The sequence below is a fragment of the Sphingobium xanthum genome (assembly GCF_019737615.1).
GTDB lineage: Bacteria > Pseudomonadota > Alphaproteobacteria > Sphingomonadales > Sphingomonadaceae > Sphingobium > Sphingobium xanthum.
In genome coordinates, this window is record NZ_JAHKKS010000004.1 from 117,440 (window position 1) to 133,507 (window position 16,068).

Below are 16,068 nucleotides of genomic sequence, written 5' to 3' on the forward strand. Positions count from 1 at the left end.
ATTGGGCGGCGGTGCGACAGTTTTTTGGTTGAATTGAGAGGCGCTTGGGCTGCGACGAAGCGAAGTCGCGTTACAAATCTTTACATCGGCGGGTCGAAGCGACTAACCCTTGTGCCAAATCGGGTCAGCAAGAACATGAAGTCGCTCACTCTCACTTTGCGGTTCGTTCCACTTCTTTGCATCCTCGCCACGTTTCCAGCGCTGGGACAAGTCGAAAATGCAGAAGATACGCGCACTGCTGTCGCTACCGCCCCGGACGCCCGCGCGCCCGGCAATAGCTGGCGCCTGCCCGAGAGCGCGTCGCAGGCCATTCAGGCACCGCGCCTCGTCGCCGACGATCCGGCTATCGCAGATCTGCCGCGTGTCGAAATGGTCGAGCGCGCTGCTGTCACGCCACTCCGCTCGATCGGCGCTGCTCCCGCCGTCGGCCGCGCTGCTCCCGCGCAGGAGGGCAACGCCAGTCCCTATGACCGCATCGCCGCACTCTCGGCCGTCGTGCCGCGCGAGCCGACGGCCCGCCCACCGGGTCCTGCGCCCGTGACCGCGCTGGAGATCGCGTCGGCCTGGATCGCGGACGCGCGAGCCTATCTGGATGTCTATTGGCGCCAGGTCGGGCTGGTCTCGGCAATGCTGCTCACGGCGGGGTTGCTGTTCTGGCGTCTCGGCGAGCGCAGTCGGCACGATGAGCAGGAGCTGGTGCTGGAAGCATCCGCACCGACCGATGCCGTGGAGATATCCGCGGAGCCGCTGCGGTTCGAGCAGGAACCCGACGCATCCGATCTTCCCGCCATGCCTGCCATCCGCATGGCCAGCGAAATGCCGCAAGCGCTCGCCGAGGCATCGGCGCCGGTCATTCGCCCCGCGCGCCAGCATGCGACATTGCGGGAGGCGATCTCGGCGATGAAGGCGGAGATGGAGAAGTCCGCCGTCGACGCCTGAGCTGCCGGAAACGCAGGCACGAAAAGGGGCGCATCCTCGCGGACGCGCCCTTTTCTTTTGGCCGGGCGGCATGAAAGCCGCCCGTTCCGAACAGGATCTTACTTGATCTCGACGGTCGCGCCGGCTTCCTCGAGCTTCTTCTTGATCTCTTCGGCCTCGGCCTTGTTGATGCCTTCCTTGACGGCCTTCGGGGCCGACTCGACCAGCGTCTTGGCTTCGGTCAGGCCGAGCTGCGTGATCGCGCGGACTTCCTTGATGACGTTGATCTTCTTGCCACCGTCGTTGACGAGGATGACGTCGAACTCGGTCTTCTCTTCAGCAGCCGGGGCATCGCCACCGGCGCCGCCAGCGGCCGGCGCAGCGACGGCGACGGCAGCAGCAGCGGAAACGCCCCACTTCTCTTCGAGAGCCTTCGAGAGCTCGGCGGCTTCGAGAACGGTCAGAGCCGACAGCTGGTCGACGAGTGCGTTGATATCAGCCATTGTAATTCACTCCATTTTCTAGGCGGGCATTGGGCCCTTAAGTCGTTTGGTTGCAATTCACGTCGGGAGTGCCTGAGACTCAGGCGGCTTCCTTGGTGGCGTAGGCGTTGAACACGCGGGCGAGCTGTGCAGCCGGCTCCTTCGTGACGACGGCAAGCTTGGTTGCCGGCGCCTGGATGAGGCCGATGAGCGTCGCGCGCATCTGGTCGAGCGAGGGCATAGACGCCAGTGCCTTCACGCCTTCGGCGTTCAGCATCGTGGTGCCCATGGCGCCGCCGACGATCTCGAGCTTGTCGTTCGTCTTGGCGAAATCGATCGCGGCCTTGGCGGCAGCGACCGGATCGGCAGACGTCGCCAGGCCGACCGGACCGACGAGAAGCTCATCGAGCCCCGCATAGTCCGTGTCCACGATGGCGATCTTGGCAAGCCGGTTCTTCGTCACCTTGTAGGTCGCACCGACGTCGCGCATCTTCTGGCGGAGCTGGGTGGACTGAGCGACGCTCATACCCAGATTGCGGGTCACGACGACCACGCCCATCTCCTTCAGAGATGCGTGAAGCGCGGAAACGACCTCGGTCTTTTCATTGCGATCCATGCCATTCTCCTCAGCGGCCTCGCGAGACGAACGTCCCGCGCGACCGCGTTACACGAATGCCAGGCGCGACCCATTGCGGGCCGCGCACGGCAGATTTGTCCGAGGGGAATGGTTGACTGGACCCTAGCCGCCAGAGGGGCGAGGGCAGACCCGGATGCGCCGCCACTGGGGCAAGGCGTCAGCCGGCAAGAACTTTTTCCCCGTCTCGGCTGGGCATTAAGATGGGCAATCCCATCACCAGCTGTCTCGGACGGTGCGCCGGGACGAATCCCGGCAAGCGCCGCGCCATTAAGCGGAAATGCGGGAGAATGCAAGCGCTACGTTTTCGTTCGCTGACCTCGATCACAGGGCCCCGCCGTCGAAAAGTGTAGTATTAAACATATCTATTTCTTTAGTTCTTCAATCAATCTCATCAACCATCCGATTTTCTGCCAGAATTTCAAGGGAATGCCCCTTAACTATAAATGTAAAAACTTGTTAACCGGGTAGATTTTTACTCAAGTCTCCGATAGGGCGTGCGGCATGCACGTCGAGACGCAGATTTTACCTTCCTGGCTCCGTTGGGAGAAGCGCAAGCACAGCGCCCTGGTGGTGCTTGCGATGCTGATCAGCGGAGGCCTGGCCGCCGCAGCGAGCAACGAGCGGCGAATGTTCCTGTGGCAGGGCATGCCCGCGGCGTTCGGCGCGATTGCCGCGCCGGAACCGACCTCGCTGCGGTCCGCGATCATGGGCTATCTCGACGATGGCTGCGCGCCGGACATCGACGGCAGTGCCGCAGGGTTCGAGCGCGCGGTCGATACGGCCGATTGCGGGCGGCAGCGCAAGCGCCCCGCGCCGCCGCCACCGGCCGCGGAGCCGGCGGCCTTCTTCGCCGTCCCGGACGATCCGCTGCCCTTCGACAGTCCGTTGCTCGTGATTTCATCACTGCCGCTCGAGGCGCTGCCGCTGCCCCTGATCGGACGACCGGGCGCGGGGCCGATCCGTCCGGCCAGCCTGACGCCTGTCGCCCTCGTCTCCGGTAGCGTGCCGGAGCCGCAGAGCTGGGCGCTGATGATTCTGGGCTTTGCTTTTGCCGGTGGCGCGCTGCGCCGTCGGCCCGCATCGGTCCCGGCTGCCCTGGGCTGATTTCGGGCAAGCCTCCAACCTGTCAGTGAATGGTCATCGTGTCGCCGCGCAGCGTGACGGTGCCGAGCTGCTCCAGCGCATTCTGGCCCATCAGCGAGACCGGCAGGCCCTTGTCGACGACGGCGGCATGGATCTTCTCGATCCGCTTGCCGGCCATGTCGAGCCGCTCGATGCGCGCCCAGCGCATGTCGGACGACCCACCCACGGTGCGCATGCTGCCTTTGCTGACGAGGGAGTCGAACGGCATGCCGAGCTTCTCGGCATCTTCCCGGTTGAGCACGACGACCGTCGCGCCTGTATCGACGACGAAGCGGATAACTTGGCCGTTGGCCTGCGCCTCGACATAGAACAGCCCGTCGCTGTGGCGCCGCACCACGCGGCCGGGGAGGGCACTCGCCGTCGCCGTGCCAGGTGTCTCAGCCGTCACGGCGATGTTGGCGGCCGGTGTCGTGGCGTCGTTGCCGACGGCCGGCGCGCTCAGCACCAGCGCCGTGAAAGCGGTGAGCGCCATGATGCTGCCGAGTTCGAGAGAGAGTCGTGCCATGCGCCTGACTCTGATCCATGCAACCGAAAATGCGGTTGTTCTAATGGGTTAGCGCAAATTTAACCATGTTGACCGACGAACAGCCGCCGCGGTCAGGCGCCGGTCAGTTCGCCTTCCTCGCGCACGCGCTGGGTTACGGCCCGTTTCCGGCGTCCGAAGACGAACGCCAGGATTGCCGAAATCAGCGCCGAGATGCCAAATTCCGCCGCCAGTACATAATAGCGCCAGGTCAATCGCTCGCGCGAGCTGAAGAGAACATAGTTATCGGCGTCCACCTCATAGCCGGCATAGCGATAGAGATTTTCGATCTCGCCCGGCAGGGTGCGGCGGGTCAGCAGGCCGTTCATATAGGGCGTGAAGGTGATGCCCGGCACGCGGAAGCGCCAGACATGGACCATGTCCTCCCCTTCGGGGAAATTGATCTTGTCATAAGGGCCCTTGACGTCGGTGCGCTTCACCTCGACGAAATAGCGCAGCGGCTCCCCGTTCGCCCGGTCGCGCGGGCCGCGCACCGGCGCGAAATAGAGCGTGCGCTTCACCAGCAGCAGATTCTCGTTGAACTGCGCGACTTCGGAGAGGTCCACTTCGCCCGTAATCACCGCGCCGCCCTCGACCGGCGCAATCGCGTCGGACGTGCCCAGGATGAGGCTGCGCGCCGAGCCTTCGTTGATCGGCAGCTGCAACTGCATGACAAGCACGATGATGGCGGCGAGCAGGCTGCCGGCCGCGACTCCGGCGAAGAAGCCCTGTAGCCGGGTCAGCCGCCCGCGGATGATGCGCCCATCGTCGATGCGGGCGGGCCCGAACCCCTCGTCACGCCGCTGCCGCACGCGCAGCAGCCAGACGGCAAGGATCAGCGGCAGGCAGAAAAGCGCGGTCAGTGCGACGAAGGTCAGGGTCGGCCAGTAGCGGTCGAAATGCAAGAACTGCCATTCGGCGAGCCGGCCGACCAGGCCGCGATAGTCCAGTGCCTGAAACAGGAAGAAAAGGCTGACGAGCGCGATCCAGAAGCCGAGCAGCCTGACGGCGAGATTCAGCTGGCTGGAAACCCGCTCATAGGCGTCTTTTTCGACCGCCACTTTTCGCGTCTGCACGGAGGACCCCAATATTTTCCTGCTGCTTATCGCCCCAAATCGGGACGGGCAACGGCAAGCCTCCGAAACGCGACGACTATTTTACAACTTTGCGCCGGACCGAGGCGCTGTTGCCCGGCCGGATACAAGAAATCCCCGCCGCGCGAGGCGCGACGGGGATCTTCCCTTGCTTCGATAATCCGAAGAGATCAGGCCGAGGCGACTTCCGCCACGTCGATCTTCACGCCCGGCCCCATCGAGGAGGAGAGGGCGATCTTGCGGACATATTTGCCCTTCGAGCCCGAGGGCTTGGCCTTGACGATCGCGTCGACGAACGCATCGAAATTCTTGCGCAGGTCGGCGTCGGAGAAGCTCGCCTTGCCGAGGCCGGCGTGGATGATGCCCGCCTTCTCGACGCGGAACTCGATCTGGCCGCCCTTGGCTGCCTTGACCGCTTCGGCGACGTTCGGCGTGACGGTGCCGAGCTTCGGGTTCGGCATCATGCCCTTCGGGCCGAGCACCTTGCCGAGGCGACCGACGAGACCCATCATGTCGGGCGTCGCGATCACGCGGTCGAAGTTGAAGTTGCCGGCCTGGATGCTCTCCAGCAGGTCTTCGGCGCCAACGATCTCGGCACCGGCGGCAGTCGCCTGGTCGGCCTTGTCGCCGCGCGCGAAGACGGCAACGCGCACGTCCTTGCCGGTGCCGGCCGGGAGCGTGACGACGCCGCGGACCATCTGGTCGGCATGGCGCGGATCGACGCCCAGGTTCATCGCGACTTCGACGGTCTCGTCGAACTTGGCGGTGGCGTTCTTCTTGATGAGGGTGATCGCCTCATCGACGCCGTGCAGCTTCTCGCGGTCGATCGCGATGGCCAGAGCCTTCGCCTTCTTGCTGATCTTGCCCATGTCTTAGCCCTCCACCACTTCGAGGCCCATTGCGCGGGCGCTGCCTTCGATGATCTTGGTCGCGGCCTCGATGTCATTGGCATTGAGGTCGGCCATCTTGGCTTCCGCGATCTCGGCGAGCTGCGAGCGCTTGATCTTGCCGGCGACGATCTTGCCCGGCTCCTTCGAGCCCGACTTGAGGTTCATCGCCTGCTTGATGAGGAAGGTTGCCGGCGGCTTCTTCGTGATGAAGGAGAAGCTGCGGTCGGCGTAGACGGTGATGATGGTCGGCAAGGGCGTGCCCTTGTTTTCCTTCTCGGTCGCCGCGTTGAACGCCTTGCAGAATTCCATGATGTTCACGCCGCGCTGACCCAGTGCAGGGCCGATCGGCGGGGAAGGATTCGCGGCTCCAGCGGGCACCTGGAGCTTGATATAGCCCGTAATCTTCTTGGCCATGTGTCTCACTCTGTAGAGGACGAAGCGAAGCGCCGCGTCCGGTTCAAGCTAAGCGGTCAAGCGGAGCACCCGAGGGTGCTCCTCCCGCATTGGCTCCCTGTGACACCTGAAAGGGGTCCGGGAAGCGCGGGCCTATAGCGGCGGATCGACGAAAAGGGAAGGGGGCTTGTTTGAGAGCGAGCAGAGCAGCTGCCCCCCCTTTGCCCCTCCTCTTCAGAGGAGGGGTTGGGGTGGTGCTTCACCCTCGCGCTTGTTCGCTTCGCGAGCGATGCTGCGCATCGCCACCACCCCCTTAACCCCTCCTCCGAACAGGAGGGGAGATGAACGCTTGGCGCAAAACTGGATGCCATGATATATAACGCGATATGGATATCGCAATCGAGTCGTCCCCGGATCTCATCACGCGCCTTGGCTATCTTTGCCTCGGCAGCCGCTTGAAGCGTCTTGGCGAGCGGATGCAGAGCGGCGTCGCGCAGCTGCTGTTGGCGCGCGGCCATGACGTGCAGCCTGCGCAGCTCACGATGCTCTGGGCACTGGAAGAGGCCGGTCCGCTGACCATCGGTGCGCTCAGCGAGCGGATCGGCGTCAGTCAGCCGGGCGTCAGCCGCGCCATTGCCGCGCTGGAAGCGGAAGGTCTCGTCGGCCGCGCTACTGCCGGGCGGGACAAGCGCCAGCGCTGCTATGCGCTGACCGACACGGCGCAAGTGCTGATGGCCGATCTGGCTGAGGGCTTCTTCCCCGCTGTCGATACCGCCGTCGCGCAGCTATGCGCGGCAGAGGAGACAGATTTGCTGAAGCATCTCGGCGCCATCGAGGACGGCCTCGCAGCCGAACCGCTCGAAGCCCGCATCATCCGCGCCGAGCAGGCCCGCAATGGCTGATCATCCGCTCGATCGCCCGGCCTGGAATGCGCTCACCAGCCTGCAGGCGCATCATGCCGTCGGCGGCGATATGGCCTGGCGCTTCCATCCCGAGATCGGCCCGATCTGCGCGGCTCGCAGCCACGACGCGGCCGGCCTTGCCGAGCTGGCCGCACTGGTGCCCGATGAGGGCATTCTCGCGACGATCGAGACGCAGCCGCATCCGTTACCGCCCGGCACCGTCGCGGAGAAGATCGCGGATCTCGTCCAGCTGATGGCGAGCGGCCCGATCGCGCCTTACGATTATCCCGACCTGATCCCGCTCAACGCCACCGATGCGCCGGACATGCTGGCCCTCGCGACGCTCACCGAACCCGGCCCCTTCGCCGCCCGCACGCATGAGCTCGGCACCTTCTGGGGCATCCGCATCGATGGCCGCCTTGCCGCCATGGCGGGCGAGCGCATGCGCATGCCGGGCTATGGCGAGGTCAGCGCGGTCTGCGTCCATCCCGATTTCCGCGGCCGCGGCCTCGGCGAGATCGTCTGCCGCAAGGCCATGGCGACGGTGGTGGGTGCCGGCCTCACGCCGTTCCTTCACGCCTATGCCGATAATCATGCCGCGCTTGCCCTTTACGGGAAGCTCGGCTTCGAAGTCCGGCAGGTCATGACGGTGACGATGTTCCGTAGGGCAGTCTGAGCCGGATGTAGCTCTAGCTCCTGATCGTCACTTCCGCCTCAATCTCGACCGGAAAGTCCATAGGCAGCCCGCAGACACCCACGGCCGTGCGCGCATGCTGCCCGATCTCGGCACCGAACACGTCGAGGATGAGATCGGTAAAGCCGTTCATCACTGCCGGCGTCTGTGTGAAGCTCGGCACGCAGTTGATCATGCCATGCACCCGGCACCAGCCGATGATCCGGTCGAGATCGCCCAGCTCCCGCTTGAGGCTGCCGAGCATCGAGAGCGCCACTTTCCGCGCCGAACCATAAGCCTGCTCGACCGTGACCGACCCGCCGACCGCGCCGAATGGCCCCGCGCCCGAGCCATCGCTTTGCTGCGGCCCATGGCCCGAAATATAGGCCCGGTCGCCGCGCACATTCACCCAGGGGAAGGGCAAGGCCATGCCGGGCGGCAGGGTGAGCGGCGCGGGAAGGGTGATACCAAGCTCCGCCAGCCGTGCTTCGATCCGCGCCATGTCACTGCCCCCGTTTGCGCCGCTCCAGAGCATGAAGCTCGGCTTGCGAGAGCAGAAGGTCAAGGTCCGCCCGGCTGATGTCGAAGCTTTCGTGCATGTCGGCGAGTGCCCGGTCGATATCCTCGATGTGGAAGCCGGCCGCTTCGCGCATCGCGTCGATCTGCTGCGGCGGGGCGAGCGGCTGGTGCGGATAGCTGTGCCCGGTCATGCGGTGGAAGAACATGGCGAGGCTGACCAGCGCGATCGAGTTGATCGCGACCGGCGCGAAAGCAAAGGCATAGCCCGCCGCGTGGACGCTCTGGCTCCCGATGACCGCGGTCAGCGCCGCCGCCCCGCCCGGCGGATGAAGGCAGCGAAAGAGCGTCATCACGAGGATCGCCCCGCCGACCGCCACGCCGGCCGCGAGACCCGCATCCGGCAGATAGCGTGCCGCCGCCACGCCGACGAGAGTCGAGAGCACATTGCCGCCGACCACCGACCAGGGCTGCGCCAGCGGGCTTGCCGGTACGGCGAAGGCGAGCACTGCCGACGCGCCGATGGGCGCGACGACGATCGGCAGATCGCCGCTCGCGATCGGGAACTGCATGCAGATGAAGAAGGTCAGCGCCACGCCGAGGGTTGCGCCGATGACCGCAAGAAGGCGTGGAAGCAATTCTGCTCCCGCCAGGATCGGTCGGAAGATAGCCCAGTGTCTCATGCCCGCCCGCCCTTTCGCGAGCATGAGCGTAAAAGGCGATGCGGCAAATTCATGCGCGGGGCCAAGCAGCACTTTAGCGGCGCGCTACTCCGCCGGCACCGCCTTCGCCAACGGTGCGCCCTTGCTGCGGCGCGAGGCGATGAGGCCGATGCCCGTGATGCAGATCACCATCAGCGCCGGGCAGATGGCGAGGATCGCGAAGCTGCGCACGATCGGCATGCCGCTGCTCAGAATGATGGCACCGATCACCGGGCCAGCAATCGCACCGATCTTGGCGATGGAGGTTGCCCAGCCGGTGCCGTTCGCGCGGATGGCGCTGCTGTAGAAGATGCCCGCGATCGAGTGCATGCCGAAATGCGCGCCGCCCACGAAGCTGGTCGAGACGAGCGAAAGGATCAGGAAGGCCTCGTTCGACATCGGCACGAGGCCGATATAGGCGAGGGTCGGGAACGCGATCGCGGGATAGACCGCCACGGCATATGGCCCGAAGCGATCCGTGAAGCGCATGAGCAGCAGGCCGAAGGCCGCGCCCATCAGGCCGGAGGCCGAGGAAACCCAGGCCGCCGTCTCGCGTGAGAATTGCATCTCTTCATAGATGATGGGGCTCCAGCTCGCCTTGAAATAGATGGCGAGCGAGCTGCCGATATAGGCGATCCAGAGCAGCAGCGTCAGCCATTTGAGATCGCCCTGGAAGAGCTTGCCGAGCGTGAAATTGCTCTGGTCCGGGGCCTCGTCCGCCAGGATGAAGCGGTCCTGCGGCGTCGCGCCGAGCGCAGGGTCGATCTTGTTGAGGATCTTCGCCGTCATCTCGGGCTCGCGCTGCTTGCTGGCGAGGAAGCGCACCGATTCCGGGAGCCAGAACCATAGGGCGACCGCGCAGAACAGGGTGCCGACACCGCCGAAGACGAACACGCCTTCCCAGCCATAATGCGGCGCCAGCCAGACGGTGACCGGCCCGGCGATCGCGGCGCCGAGGCTGTAGCCGATCATGATGATCGTCACGACACTGGAGCGCATCTTCTTGGGCACATATTCGATGTTCAGCGCCCAGGCGAGCGGCAGCATCCCGCCGATCGCGAAGCCGTCGAGGAAGCGCAGCACCAGCAACGCCTCATAGCTGCGCGCCAGCGCGGTCGCGGCGGTCAGGATCGCGAAGGCGAAGGCCGACCAGACGATGACCGATCGCCGCCCGATCCGGTCGCCGAGATAGGAGAGGGCGAACCCGCCCAGCATCGCGCCGATCAGCGCCGCCGAGAACACATTGCCGAGCTGGAATTTGTCCAGACCCAGCTCCTCGCGCATATACGGCGCCGTGAAGCTGATCATCTGCATGTCGAAACCGTCGAACACGGTGACGAACCAGGAGAGGATGATGAGCTTGTAGTTGAACGGGCGCAGCTTGTTCCCGTCGATGAAGCTGGCGACGTCGATGGTTCTGGGCGCGCTGGCCATGATTGGTCTCTCTCCGGCGTGCCTGATTCATTCGCAAGGCAACGATTGCGTTTTGATCCAGCTTGACACCGTCCGCAAGTGGGAAGGCGCTCTACGCCAATCAGGCACTTTCCCTCACAGGCTCCTGCGCCTATCCGCCCCCGATGGAACTCACTGCCGATATCATCGCGCTTCTAGCCGCTGTCGCCTTCATCGCCGGAACGATCGACGCCATGGCCGGCGGTGGCGGCCTGCTGACCATTCCCGCGCTGATGGCAGCCGGCATCCCGCCCGTCTCCGCCATCGCGACCAACAAGCTCCAGAGCAGCTTCGGCACGGCATCGGCCTTCGCGGCTTATCTGCGCGCGGGCCATGTCGATGTGCGCCGGTTCGCCGTCCCCACCGCCGCTGCCTTTGTCGGGTCGGTCGGCGGCGCTATCGTGGTGCAGCTCGTCGATTCCGGCTTTCTGGGCGTCCTCGTGCCCGTGTTGCTCATCGCCATGGCGCTCTATTTCCTGCTCGCGCCGCCGATGAGCGATCTCGATCGCCATAGCCTGCTCGGCCTTGCCGGCCTCAGCGGCGTCATGGCGGTGATCGGTTTTTATGACGGCTTCTTCGGCCCCGGCACCGGCTCCTTCTTCACGACCGCCCTCGTGGCGCTTGGCGGCCTCGGCCTCATTCGGGCGATTGCGACGACGAAGATGCTCAATCTCTCGACCAACATCGCCGCCCTCATCACGATGATCGCCGGCGGTCAGGTGATCTGGCTGCTCGGCCTCGCCATGGCGGTGGCGAATGTCATGGGCGCACAGGTTGGCGCCATGCTTGCCATGCGCTTCAACGGCCGCGGCGTCCGCCCGCTGCTGGTCGTCATGTCGATCGCGCTCACGGTGAAGCTGCTGGCCGATCCGGCTAATCCCCTGCGGCAGCTGTTCTAGGGGCGCGGCGTCTACGACCTTCTAGGCGCACGAAAAAGGCCGCCGATCCTGCGACCGGCGGCCCTTGATGTCCTGTTCTTCCAATTACTTGGAGAGCTCGACTTCCTCGAAATCGAGCTCGACCGGCGTCGCGCGGCCGAAGATCGAGACCGAGACCTTCACGCGGCTCTTCTCGAAATCCAGCTCCTCGACGGTGCCGATGAAACTCGCGAACGGCCCGCTCATCACCTTGACGCTGTCGCCGATCTCGTAGTCGACGCTGACCTTGTGGCGCGGCTGGGTCGCGGCTTCCTCGCGCGAGCTGAAGAAGCGCTGCGCTTCGCTCTCGCTGATCGGCTGCGGCTTGCCCATCGATCCGAGGAAGCCCGTCACCTTCGGCGTGTTCTTGATGAGGTGGTAGATGTCGTCGTTCATGCTGAGCTTGGCGAGCACATAGCCCGGCATGTTCTTCCGTTCGACCTGCACCTTCTTGCCGCGCTTCACTTCGGTCACGGTCTCGGTGGGCACCTCGACCTGCTCGATCAACTGGGCGAGGCCCATGCGATCGGCTTCGGCCATGATGGAGTCGCGGACCTTGTTCTCGAAGCCCGAGTAAGCGTGGATGATGTACCAGCGCGCCATTGTCGTAATTGTCCTCGTTATTCGCGTCAGAGCGGCGTCAGTTGGCAGTGCCGGCCGCGAGGCTCAGCAGCATGCGCACGACCCAGCCGAAGAAGGTGTCGATGCCGAAGAAGAAGATGCCCAGCGTCGCGGTCATGATCACCACCATCACGGTCGTCATCATCGTCTCGCGCGAGGTCGGCCAGACGATCTTGCTGGCTTCGGCTTTCACCTGGTTGAAGAATTCGCTCGGGGACGTTTTCGCCACGCTCGGTTCGCTCTCTTTAAAAAACCAATGTCTTCGAAACACGAGAAAGCGGACCGCACCCGGAGACTTTCCCCCGGCCAGTCCGCCGCTTGGTTTCGTAACCGGCCCTGCATCTAGGCGCTGGCGCACCTGTCGGCAAGTGTTTGGCAGGGGCGATAGGATTCGAACCTACGACATTCGGTTTTGGAGACCGACGCTCTACCAGCTGAGCTACACCCCTGTGCCGGCGAAGGCGCTGCCCTTAACGCGGGGCGGGGCAGGGCGCAAGCGCGAGCTTCGCTTTCCGCCTCAGTCGCGCGCGGCCCGATCCAGGAGGATGTCGCGCACGCCGGCGAGGTCGTCGTCCCACATGAGATGGCCGGTCGGCAGATCATGCACTTCCCAGGCGGGATCTGCCGCGCAGCGCGCGCGAAACTGCGCGAAACTGCCGAGCGGGCTGGCGCTTGCGAACACATAGGTGCGGTGCCGGATCGCGTTTTCCTCGCCGCCGAGCTTCGCCGGCTCGAGCAGGGTGAGCAGCGGGTGCCCAGCGATCTTGCCCACCGGCTTGCCGGCGCGCGTCGTGGGCACCGGGAAGATTGGCTGGATGAGGCCGGGCGTGCCGCGCTGATTCTCGATGTAGAGGCCGCGCGTCACATCGTCGACGATGTCCCACAGCATCTGCCCGTCCTGCGGCAGGAAGGCGTCGAGATAGATGATCGAGCGGATCCTGCTGCCGCGCTGCGCCGCGACGCCGGTGATCACCATGCCGCCATAGCTGTGGCCCACGAGGATGAAGTCGCTCAGATGCTCGCAATCGATAACGCCGATTACGTCGTTGATATGGTCGGTGAGCGTGATCCCGCCATGCGCCAGATGCGAGCGCTCGCCGAGGCCGGTGAGCGAGGGGACGAACACATCATGGCCCGCGCCGCGCAGTTCGCGCGCCAGCGTGTCGTAGCACCAGCTGCCGAACCAGGCCCCATGAACCAGCACGAACGTCGCCATCATTCTCTCCTTTTGACCCGCGATCGGCCCTCGATTACGGCGCCCGCGTTTCGACATCCAGTCTGTCCACGACAAGTTTCATTCACGCTGCTAGATTTGCCTCGATGTCGATCGACTTGCCGATCCTGCTGCGCGCCTATGCCGTGGGGCTGTTCCCGATGGCGGACGACCGGACGGCGCAATCGGTCTTCTGGGTGGAGCCGGAACGCCGCGCGATCCTGCCGCTGAACGGTTTCCACCTGTCCAGATCGCTGCGCAAGGTGATCCGCTCGGACCGGTTCGAGGTGACGGCGGACACCGCGTTCGACCGGGTGATCGCGCTCTGTGCCGAGAGTGCGCAGGACCGCCCGACGACCTGGATCAACCACGATATCGAGGAGGCTTTCCGGCGCCTGCACCGGAGTGGCCTCGCGCACAGCGTCGAGGTCTGGTTCGGTCAGGGAGAAGAGCGGCAACTGGTCGGCGGGCTCTACGGGCTGGCGCTCGGCCGAGCCTTTTTCGGCGAGAGCATGTTCAGCCGTATGACCGATGCCTCGAAGGTCGCGATGGCGTGGCTGGTCGCGCGGCTGCTGGTCGGCGGTTTCACCTTGCTCGATTGTCAGTTCATGACGGAGCATCTCGCATCGCTCGGCGCGATCGAAATCAGTTCGGAGGATTATTCCGTGCTGCTGGGCGCTGCGCTGGCCGAGGGAGGCGTTGCCGTCACAGGTTCGTTCTTGGCACTCGATGAGTTGCCGCCTGACGCCGCCGCAGAGGAGGCGCGTCCGCCGCGTTCGGCGACGCGCACCGTTTCAGGACCAGTTTCCGGCCACGTCATTGCACAGCTGGTCACCCAGACGTCGTAGATCGGGTGCTGGACGACATTGCGGTCCGGCCGTTCCTTGAACAGCCAGCCGGAGAAAGCGCGGTGCCATTTGTCGTCGCGGCTTTCCAGCACATCGAGCTGGACGAAGGCGCCGGTTTCGCGGTCCATTTCCCAGGGCGCCGTTGTCTCGCAGGCGCGCAGCCGCACGACCGCGCCGCCGACGCGCAGCGCCTCGCCGGGCTTGAGCGTCAGCGTGCGGGTGATGCCGTTGCGCTTGTTGAGCAGGCCGATCTGCGCGACGCGCTCGGCCATCGGTGTGCCGGGCAGGCCATTTTCGACGCGGATCGGCGACTGGTCGCGCGTGCGCTCTTCCTGCGCGGCATTGCTGGCATTCTGCGCGGCTTCAGGGCCTCCGCAGGCAGCGAGCAGGGCAGTGAGACCGAGCGGGAGCAGCCACCGGCCCGGCTTGGCGGACCGGGCCTGGCTCACGTATCGGGGTTCCAGGCTTCGTAGTCGCCCGTGGCCATCTGACGCTTGCCGCCGGCCTCGATCGCGCCGGACGGGCGATAAGCATTGGGCGTGCCGGTCTGGTTGGGCGTATAGTCCGCTTCCCAGATGCGCGGCGGGGGCAGGTGGCTCTCGGGGGTGCCTTCGATCGTGTGATGCAGCCAGCCATGCCATTCGGCCGGCACGCGGCTTGCGTCGTTAGCGCCCTTGTAGATCACGAAGCGGCGGGTCAGCCCATTGGGGTCGGTGCCGCCTTCATAATAGACATTGCCCTGATGATCCTCGCCGACCCGCGTGCCGTTGCGCGCGGTGTTGAGCCAGGTTCCGAAGGTCGAGCCTTCCCACCATGTGAAGATGTTCTTGACGATGCCCATGGGGCCAGCGCTTAGCCCGCCGCACGGGGGATTGGCAACCGCCGAAATGGCCTGCCGCCAAGCTCGTCGCTCATTGCGGGCAGAAGCGATCCGCCCGCCAGGCATTGGCGGCGGGCGCGGGCGACGCGCAGTCGCCCCACTCGACGCGGTCGCCCGGCGCGATGCCGAGCGCCTCGGCGCGCCCGCGCGCGATTTCCAGCACGGCCGAGACGCTCTCGCCCGCCGAGATCGGATGCAGATCGTTGGGCTTGCCTTCCAATATTGCCGCGATCGTCCCGTCCGGGCGAATGAAGAGCAGGTCGAGCGGGAGGGGCGTGTCCTTCATCCAGAAGGATGCGACCTGCGGATAGGGAAAGGGGAAGATCATGCCGCCATCGTCCGGCAGCGCTTTCCGGCCCATGAGGCCCTGCTGCTGCGCCTGATCGTCGACGGCGAGCTCGACGGTGAAGCTGTGAACCTTGTCGCCTGCGGTGCGGATGCGCAGCGGAACGGTGCCGCTCTGGGCAGGCTCGGTCTCCGCCTGGTTCGCGCTGTTTGCCGCTGGTTCACTCGTGCCTTTGCAGCCGGGCATGGCGAGAAGCAGCGCAGCGCCGCAGGCGCTCATTGCGAAACGGGAAATCATGCGGACAGTCACTCCTGTTCGTCCGGCGAGGGCGGCAGATCGCCCGGTGGCGAATCCACCCAGCGCCGCGCAAGGTCGAGGTCATGCCCGGCCCGCAGAAAGGTCGCCAGTTGCTTCTCGCGTGTGGGCCGATCGGGCACGACGTTGGCGAAGGGCCCGATCCGCTTGCGCCGCGCAAGCCGATGCGCCGCTTCCCAGCGCTCCATCGCATCCGGTGCCGCGTTGTCGGAGAACTCTTCGGAAATGCCATCCTGCCGCAAGGTTTCCTCGATCCGGCGGCGTCCTAGTCCGCGCCGCTGCATCGCGCCGGACTTCATCGTGGCAAAGGCCTCGTCATCGACGTAACGCAATGTGACCAGCCGGTCGGCGATTGCCTCGACATCGGGCGGTCTTTCACCGGTCCATTCGCGCTCGCGCAACTTGCGCCGCAGATAGGCAATCAGCTTGGCGCGGCTGGTGGCGAAGCGGCCGACATAACCCAGCGCCAGATTTTCCAGCCCTTCGGCATCGATCGGCCGGGGCGCGGTTTTTTGCCCTGACGAATGCGTGCGCCATTTTTGTGCCATAGTCCCTGTCTTAAAGGACCCCGCCCGGAAGAAGCAAAGAAAACCGGGCCCGACGTGGATGCGGCTTCCGGACGACAGAGCGCAATGCACGCCTACAGCCGCAGCGCCTCGGTTTC

General features: G+C 65.1%; 21 protein-coding genes, 1 tRNA gene and 1 pseudogene. 6 read left to right on the plus strand and 17 right to left on the minus strand.

The window, feature by feature from the left end:
* Window positions 1-135: 135 nt before the first annotated feature.
* Window positions 136-939 (plus strand): hypothetical protein, encoded by an 804-nt coding sequence (locus KM135_RS08940; protein ID WP_221713661.1) that lies wholly within the window; start codon window positions 136-138, stop codon window positions 937-939.
* 98 nt (window positions 940-1,037) lie between these two features.
* Here the strand turns inward: KM135_RS08940 and rplL are convergent, their stop codons facing one another.
* Both rplL and rplJ read right to left on the minus strand, forming a co-directional pair.
* A complete protein-coding gene (gene rplL / locus KM135_RS08945; protein ID WP_221713662.1) occupies window positions 1,038-1,421 on the minus strand; it encodes a 50S ribosomal protein L7/L12 in 384 nt (127 codons plus the stop codon).
* 79 nt (window positions 1,422-1,500) lie between these two features.
* A complete protein-coding gene (gene rplJ, locus KM135_RS08950; RefSeq protein WP_221713663.1) occupies window positions 1,501-2,016 on the minus strand; it encodes a 50S ribosomal protein L10 in 516 nt (171 codons plus the stop codon).
* Between the two features lie 522 nt (window positions 2,017-2,538).
* On the opposite strand from rplJ, the gene KM135_RS08955 reads away from it, so the two are divergent.
* Entirely contained in the window at window positions 2,539-3,141 is a 603-nt protein-coding gene (locus KM135_RS08955; RefSeq protein ID WP_221713664.1) for a PEPxxWA-CTERM sorting domain-containing protein, read from the plus strand.
* Between the two features lie 22 nt (window positions 3,142-3,163).
* Here KM135_RS08955 and KM135_RS08960 read toward each other — a convergent pair whose 3' ends face one another.
* The 4 genes from KM135_RS08960 to rplK all read right to left on the minus strand — a co-directional run bounded on the left by KM135_RS08960 (window position 3,164) and on the right by rplK (window position 6,101).
* Complete coding sequence (locus KM135_RS08960) at window positions 3,164-3,685, minus strand: retropepsin-like aspartic protease family protein (protein ID WP_221713665.1); 522 nt, start codon at window positions 3,683-3,685, stop codon at window positions 3,164-3,166.
* 92 nt (window positions 3,686-3,777) lie between these two features.
* A complete protein-coding gene (locus KM135_RS08965) occupies window positions 3,778-4,764 on the minus strand; it encodes a hypothetical protein (protein ID WP_221713666.1) in 987 nt (328 codons plus the stop codon).
* 203 nt (window positions 4,765-4,967) lie between these two features.
* Complete coding sequence (gene rplA / locus KM135_RS08970) at window positions 4,968-5,666, minus strand: 50S ribosomal protein L1 (RefSeq protein ID WP_221713667.1); 699 nt, start codon at window positions 5,664-5,666, stop codon at window positions 4,968-4,970.
* Between the two features lie 3 nt (window positions 5,667-5,669).
* On the minus strand, window positions 5,670-6,101 hold the full coding sequence (rplK, locus tag KM135_RS08975) for a 50S ribosomal protein L11 (RefSeq protein ID WP_221713668.1): 432 nt from the start codon (window positions 6,099-6,101) through the stop codon (window positions 5,670-5,672).
* Between the two features lie 365 nt (window positions 6,102-6,466).
* On the opposite strand from rplK, the gene KM135_RS08980 reads away from it, so the two are divergent.
* Together KM135_RS08980 and KM135_RS08985 are read left to right on the plus strand one after the other, a co-directional pair.
* Window positions 6,467-6,982 carry a MarR family winged helix-turn-helix transcriptional regulator gene (locus KM135_RS08980; protein WP_221713669.1) on the plus strand — a complete coding sequence of 172 codons (516 nt, stop codon included), beginning with the start codon at window positions 6,467-6,469 and terminating at the stop codon, window positions 6,980-6,982.
* Entirely contained in the window at window positions 6,975-7,658 is a 684-nt protein-coding gene (locus tag KM135_RS08985; RefSeq protein WP_221713670.1) for a GNAT family N-acetyltransferase, read from the plus strand. Before KM135_RS08980 ends, KM135_RS08985 begins: the two co-directional genes overlap by 8 nt.
* A gap of 13 nt (window positions 7,659-7,671) precedes the next feature.
* Here KM135_RS08985 and KM135_RS08990 read toward each other — a convergent pair whose 3' ends face one another.
* The 3 genes from KM135_RS08990 to KM135_RS09000 form a co-directional block, all read right to left on the minus strand.
* Complete coding sequence (locus tag KM135_RS08990; protein ID WP_221713671.1) at window positions 7,672-8,157, minus strand: RidA family protein; 486 nt, start codon at window positions 8,155-8,157, stop codon at window positions 7,672-7,674.
* Window position 8,158: 1 nt separating this feature from the next.
* Window positions 8,159-8,854, minus strand: a complete 696-nt coding sequence (locus KM135_RS08995) for an HPP family protein (RefSeq protein ID WP_221713672.1) — start codon at window positions 8,852-8,854, stop codon at window positions 8,159-8,161.
* An 84-nt stretch (window positions 8,855-8,938) separates the two neighbouring features.
* Window positions 8,939-10,306 carry an MFS transporter gene (locus KM135_RS09000; RefSeq protein ID WP_221713673.1) on the minus strand — a complete coding sequence of 456 codons (1,368 nt, stop codon included), beginning with the start codon at window positions 10,304-10,306 and terminating at the stop codon, window positions 8,939-8,941.
* A 143-nt stretch (window positions 10,307-10,449) separates the two neighbouring features.
* Between KM135_RS09000 and KM135_RS09005 the strand changes: the two genes are divergently transcribed.
* A complete protein-coding gene (locus KM135_RS09005; RefSeq protein ID WP_221713674.1) occupies window positions 10,450-11,223 on the plus strand; it encodes a TSUP family transporter in 774 nt (257 codons plus the stop codon).
* A gap of 84 nt (window positions 11,224-11,307) precedes the next feature.
* Here the strand turns inward: KM135_RS09005 and nusG are convergent, their stop codons facing one another.
* The 4 genes from nusG to KM135_RS09025 all read right to left on the minus strand — a co-directional run bounded on the left by nusG (window position 11,308) and on the right by KM135_RS09025 (window position 13,081).
* Window positions 11,308-11,844: a transcription termination/antitermination protein NusG gene (nusG, locus tag KM135_RS09010; RefSeq protein WP_221713675.1), complete on the minus strand. Its 537-nt coding sequence runs from the start codon at window positions 11,842-11,844 to the stop codon at window positions 11,308-11,310.
* Between the two features lie 37 nt (window positions 11,845-11,881).
* Window positions 11,882-12,091 carry a preprotein translocase subunit SecE gene (gene secE / locus KM135_RS09015; protein WP_221713676.1) on the minus strand — a complete coding sequence of 70 codons (210 nt, stop codon included), beginning with the start codon at window positions 12,089-12,091 and terminating at the stop codon, window positions 11,882-11,884.
* 144 nt (window positions 12,092-12,235) lie between these two features.
* A tRNA-Trp gene (locus KM135_RS09020) sits at window positions 12,236-12,311 on the minus strand.
* A 68-nt stretch (window positions 12,312-12,379) separates the two neighbouring features.
* Window positions 12,380-13,081 (minus strand): alpha/beta fold hydrolase, encoded by a 702-nt coding sequence (locus KM135_RS09025; protein ID WP_221713677.1) that lies wholly within the window; start codon window positions 13,079-13,081, stop codon window positions 12,380-12,382.
* 101 nt (window positions 13,082-13,182) lie between these two features.
* Here KM135_RS09025 and aat point away from each other — a divergent pair, with 101 nt between their 5' ends.
* Window positions 13,183-13,923 carry a leucyl/phenylalanyl-tRNA--protein transferase gene (aat, locus tag KM135_RS09030; protein ID WP_221713678.1) on the plus strand — a complete coding sequence of 247 codons (741 nt, stop codon included), beginning with the start codon at window positions 13,183-13,185 and terminating at the stop codon, window positions 13,921-13,923.
* Window positions 13,924-13,958: 35 nt separating this feature from the next.
* Here aat and KM135_RS09035 read toward each other — a convergent pair.
* The 4 genes and pseudogenes from KM135_RS09035 to KM135_RS09050 all read right to left on the minus strand — a co-directional run.
* Window positions 13,959-14,195, minus strand: a pseudogene (locus tag KM135_RS09035) (DUF2155 domain-containing protein); the annotation flags it as partial.
* Window positions 14,196-14,368: 173 nt separating this feature from the next.
* The gene (locus KM135_RS09040) at window positions 14,369-14,764 is read right to left on the minus strand and encodes an NADH:ubiquinone oxidoreductase subunit NDUFA12 (protein ID WP_221713679.1); all 396 of its coding nucleotides are present in this window, start codon (window positions 14,762-14,764) and stop codon (window positions 14,369-14,371) included.
* Between the two features lie 70 nt (window positions 14,765-14,834).
* Complete coding sequence (locus tag KM135_RS09045; RefSeq protein ID WP_246605865.1) at window positions 14,835-15,386, minus strand: DUF192 domain-containing protein; 552 nt, start codon at window positions 15,384-15,386, stop codon at window positions 14,835-14,837.
* Between the two features lie 8 nt (window positions 15,387-15,394).
* The gene (locus KM135_RS09050; RefSeq protein ID WP_221713680.1) at window positions 15,395-15,952 is read right to left on the minus strand and encodes a regulatory protein RecX; all 558 of its coding nucleotides are present in this window, start codon (window positions 15,950-15,952) and stop codon (window positions 15,395-15,397) included.
* Between the last annotated feature and the right edge of the window lie 116 nt (window positions 15,953-16,068).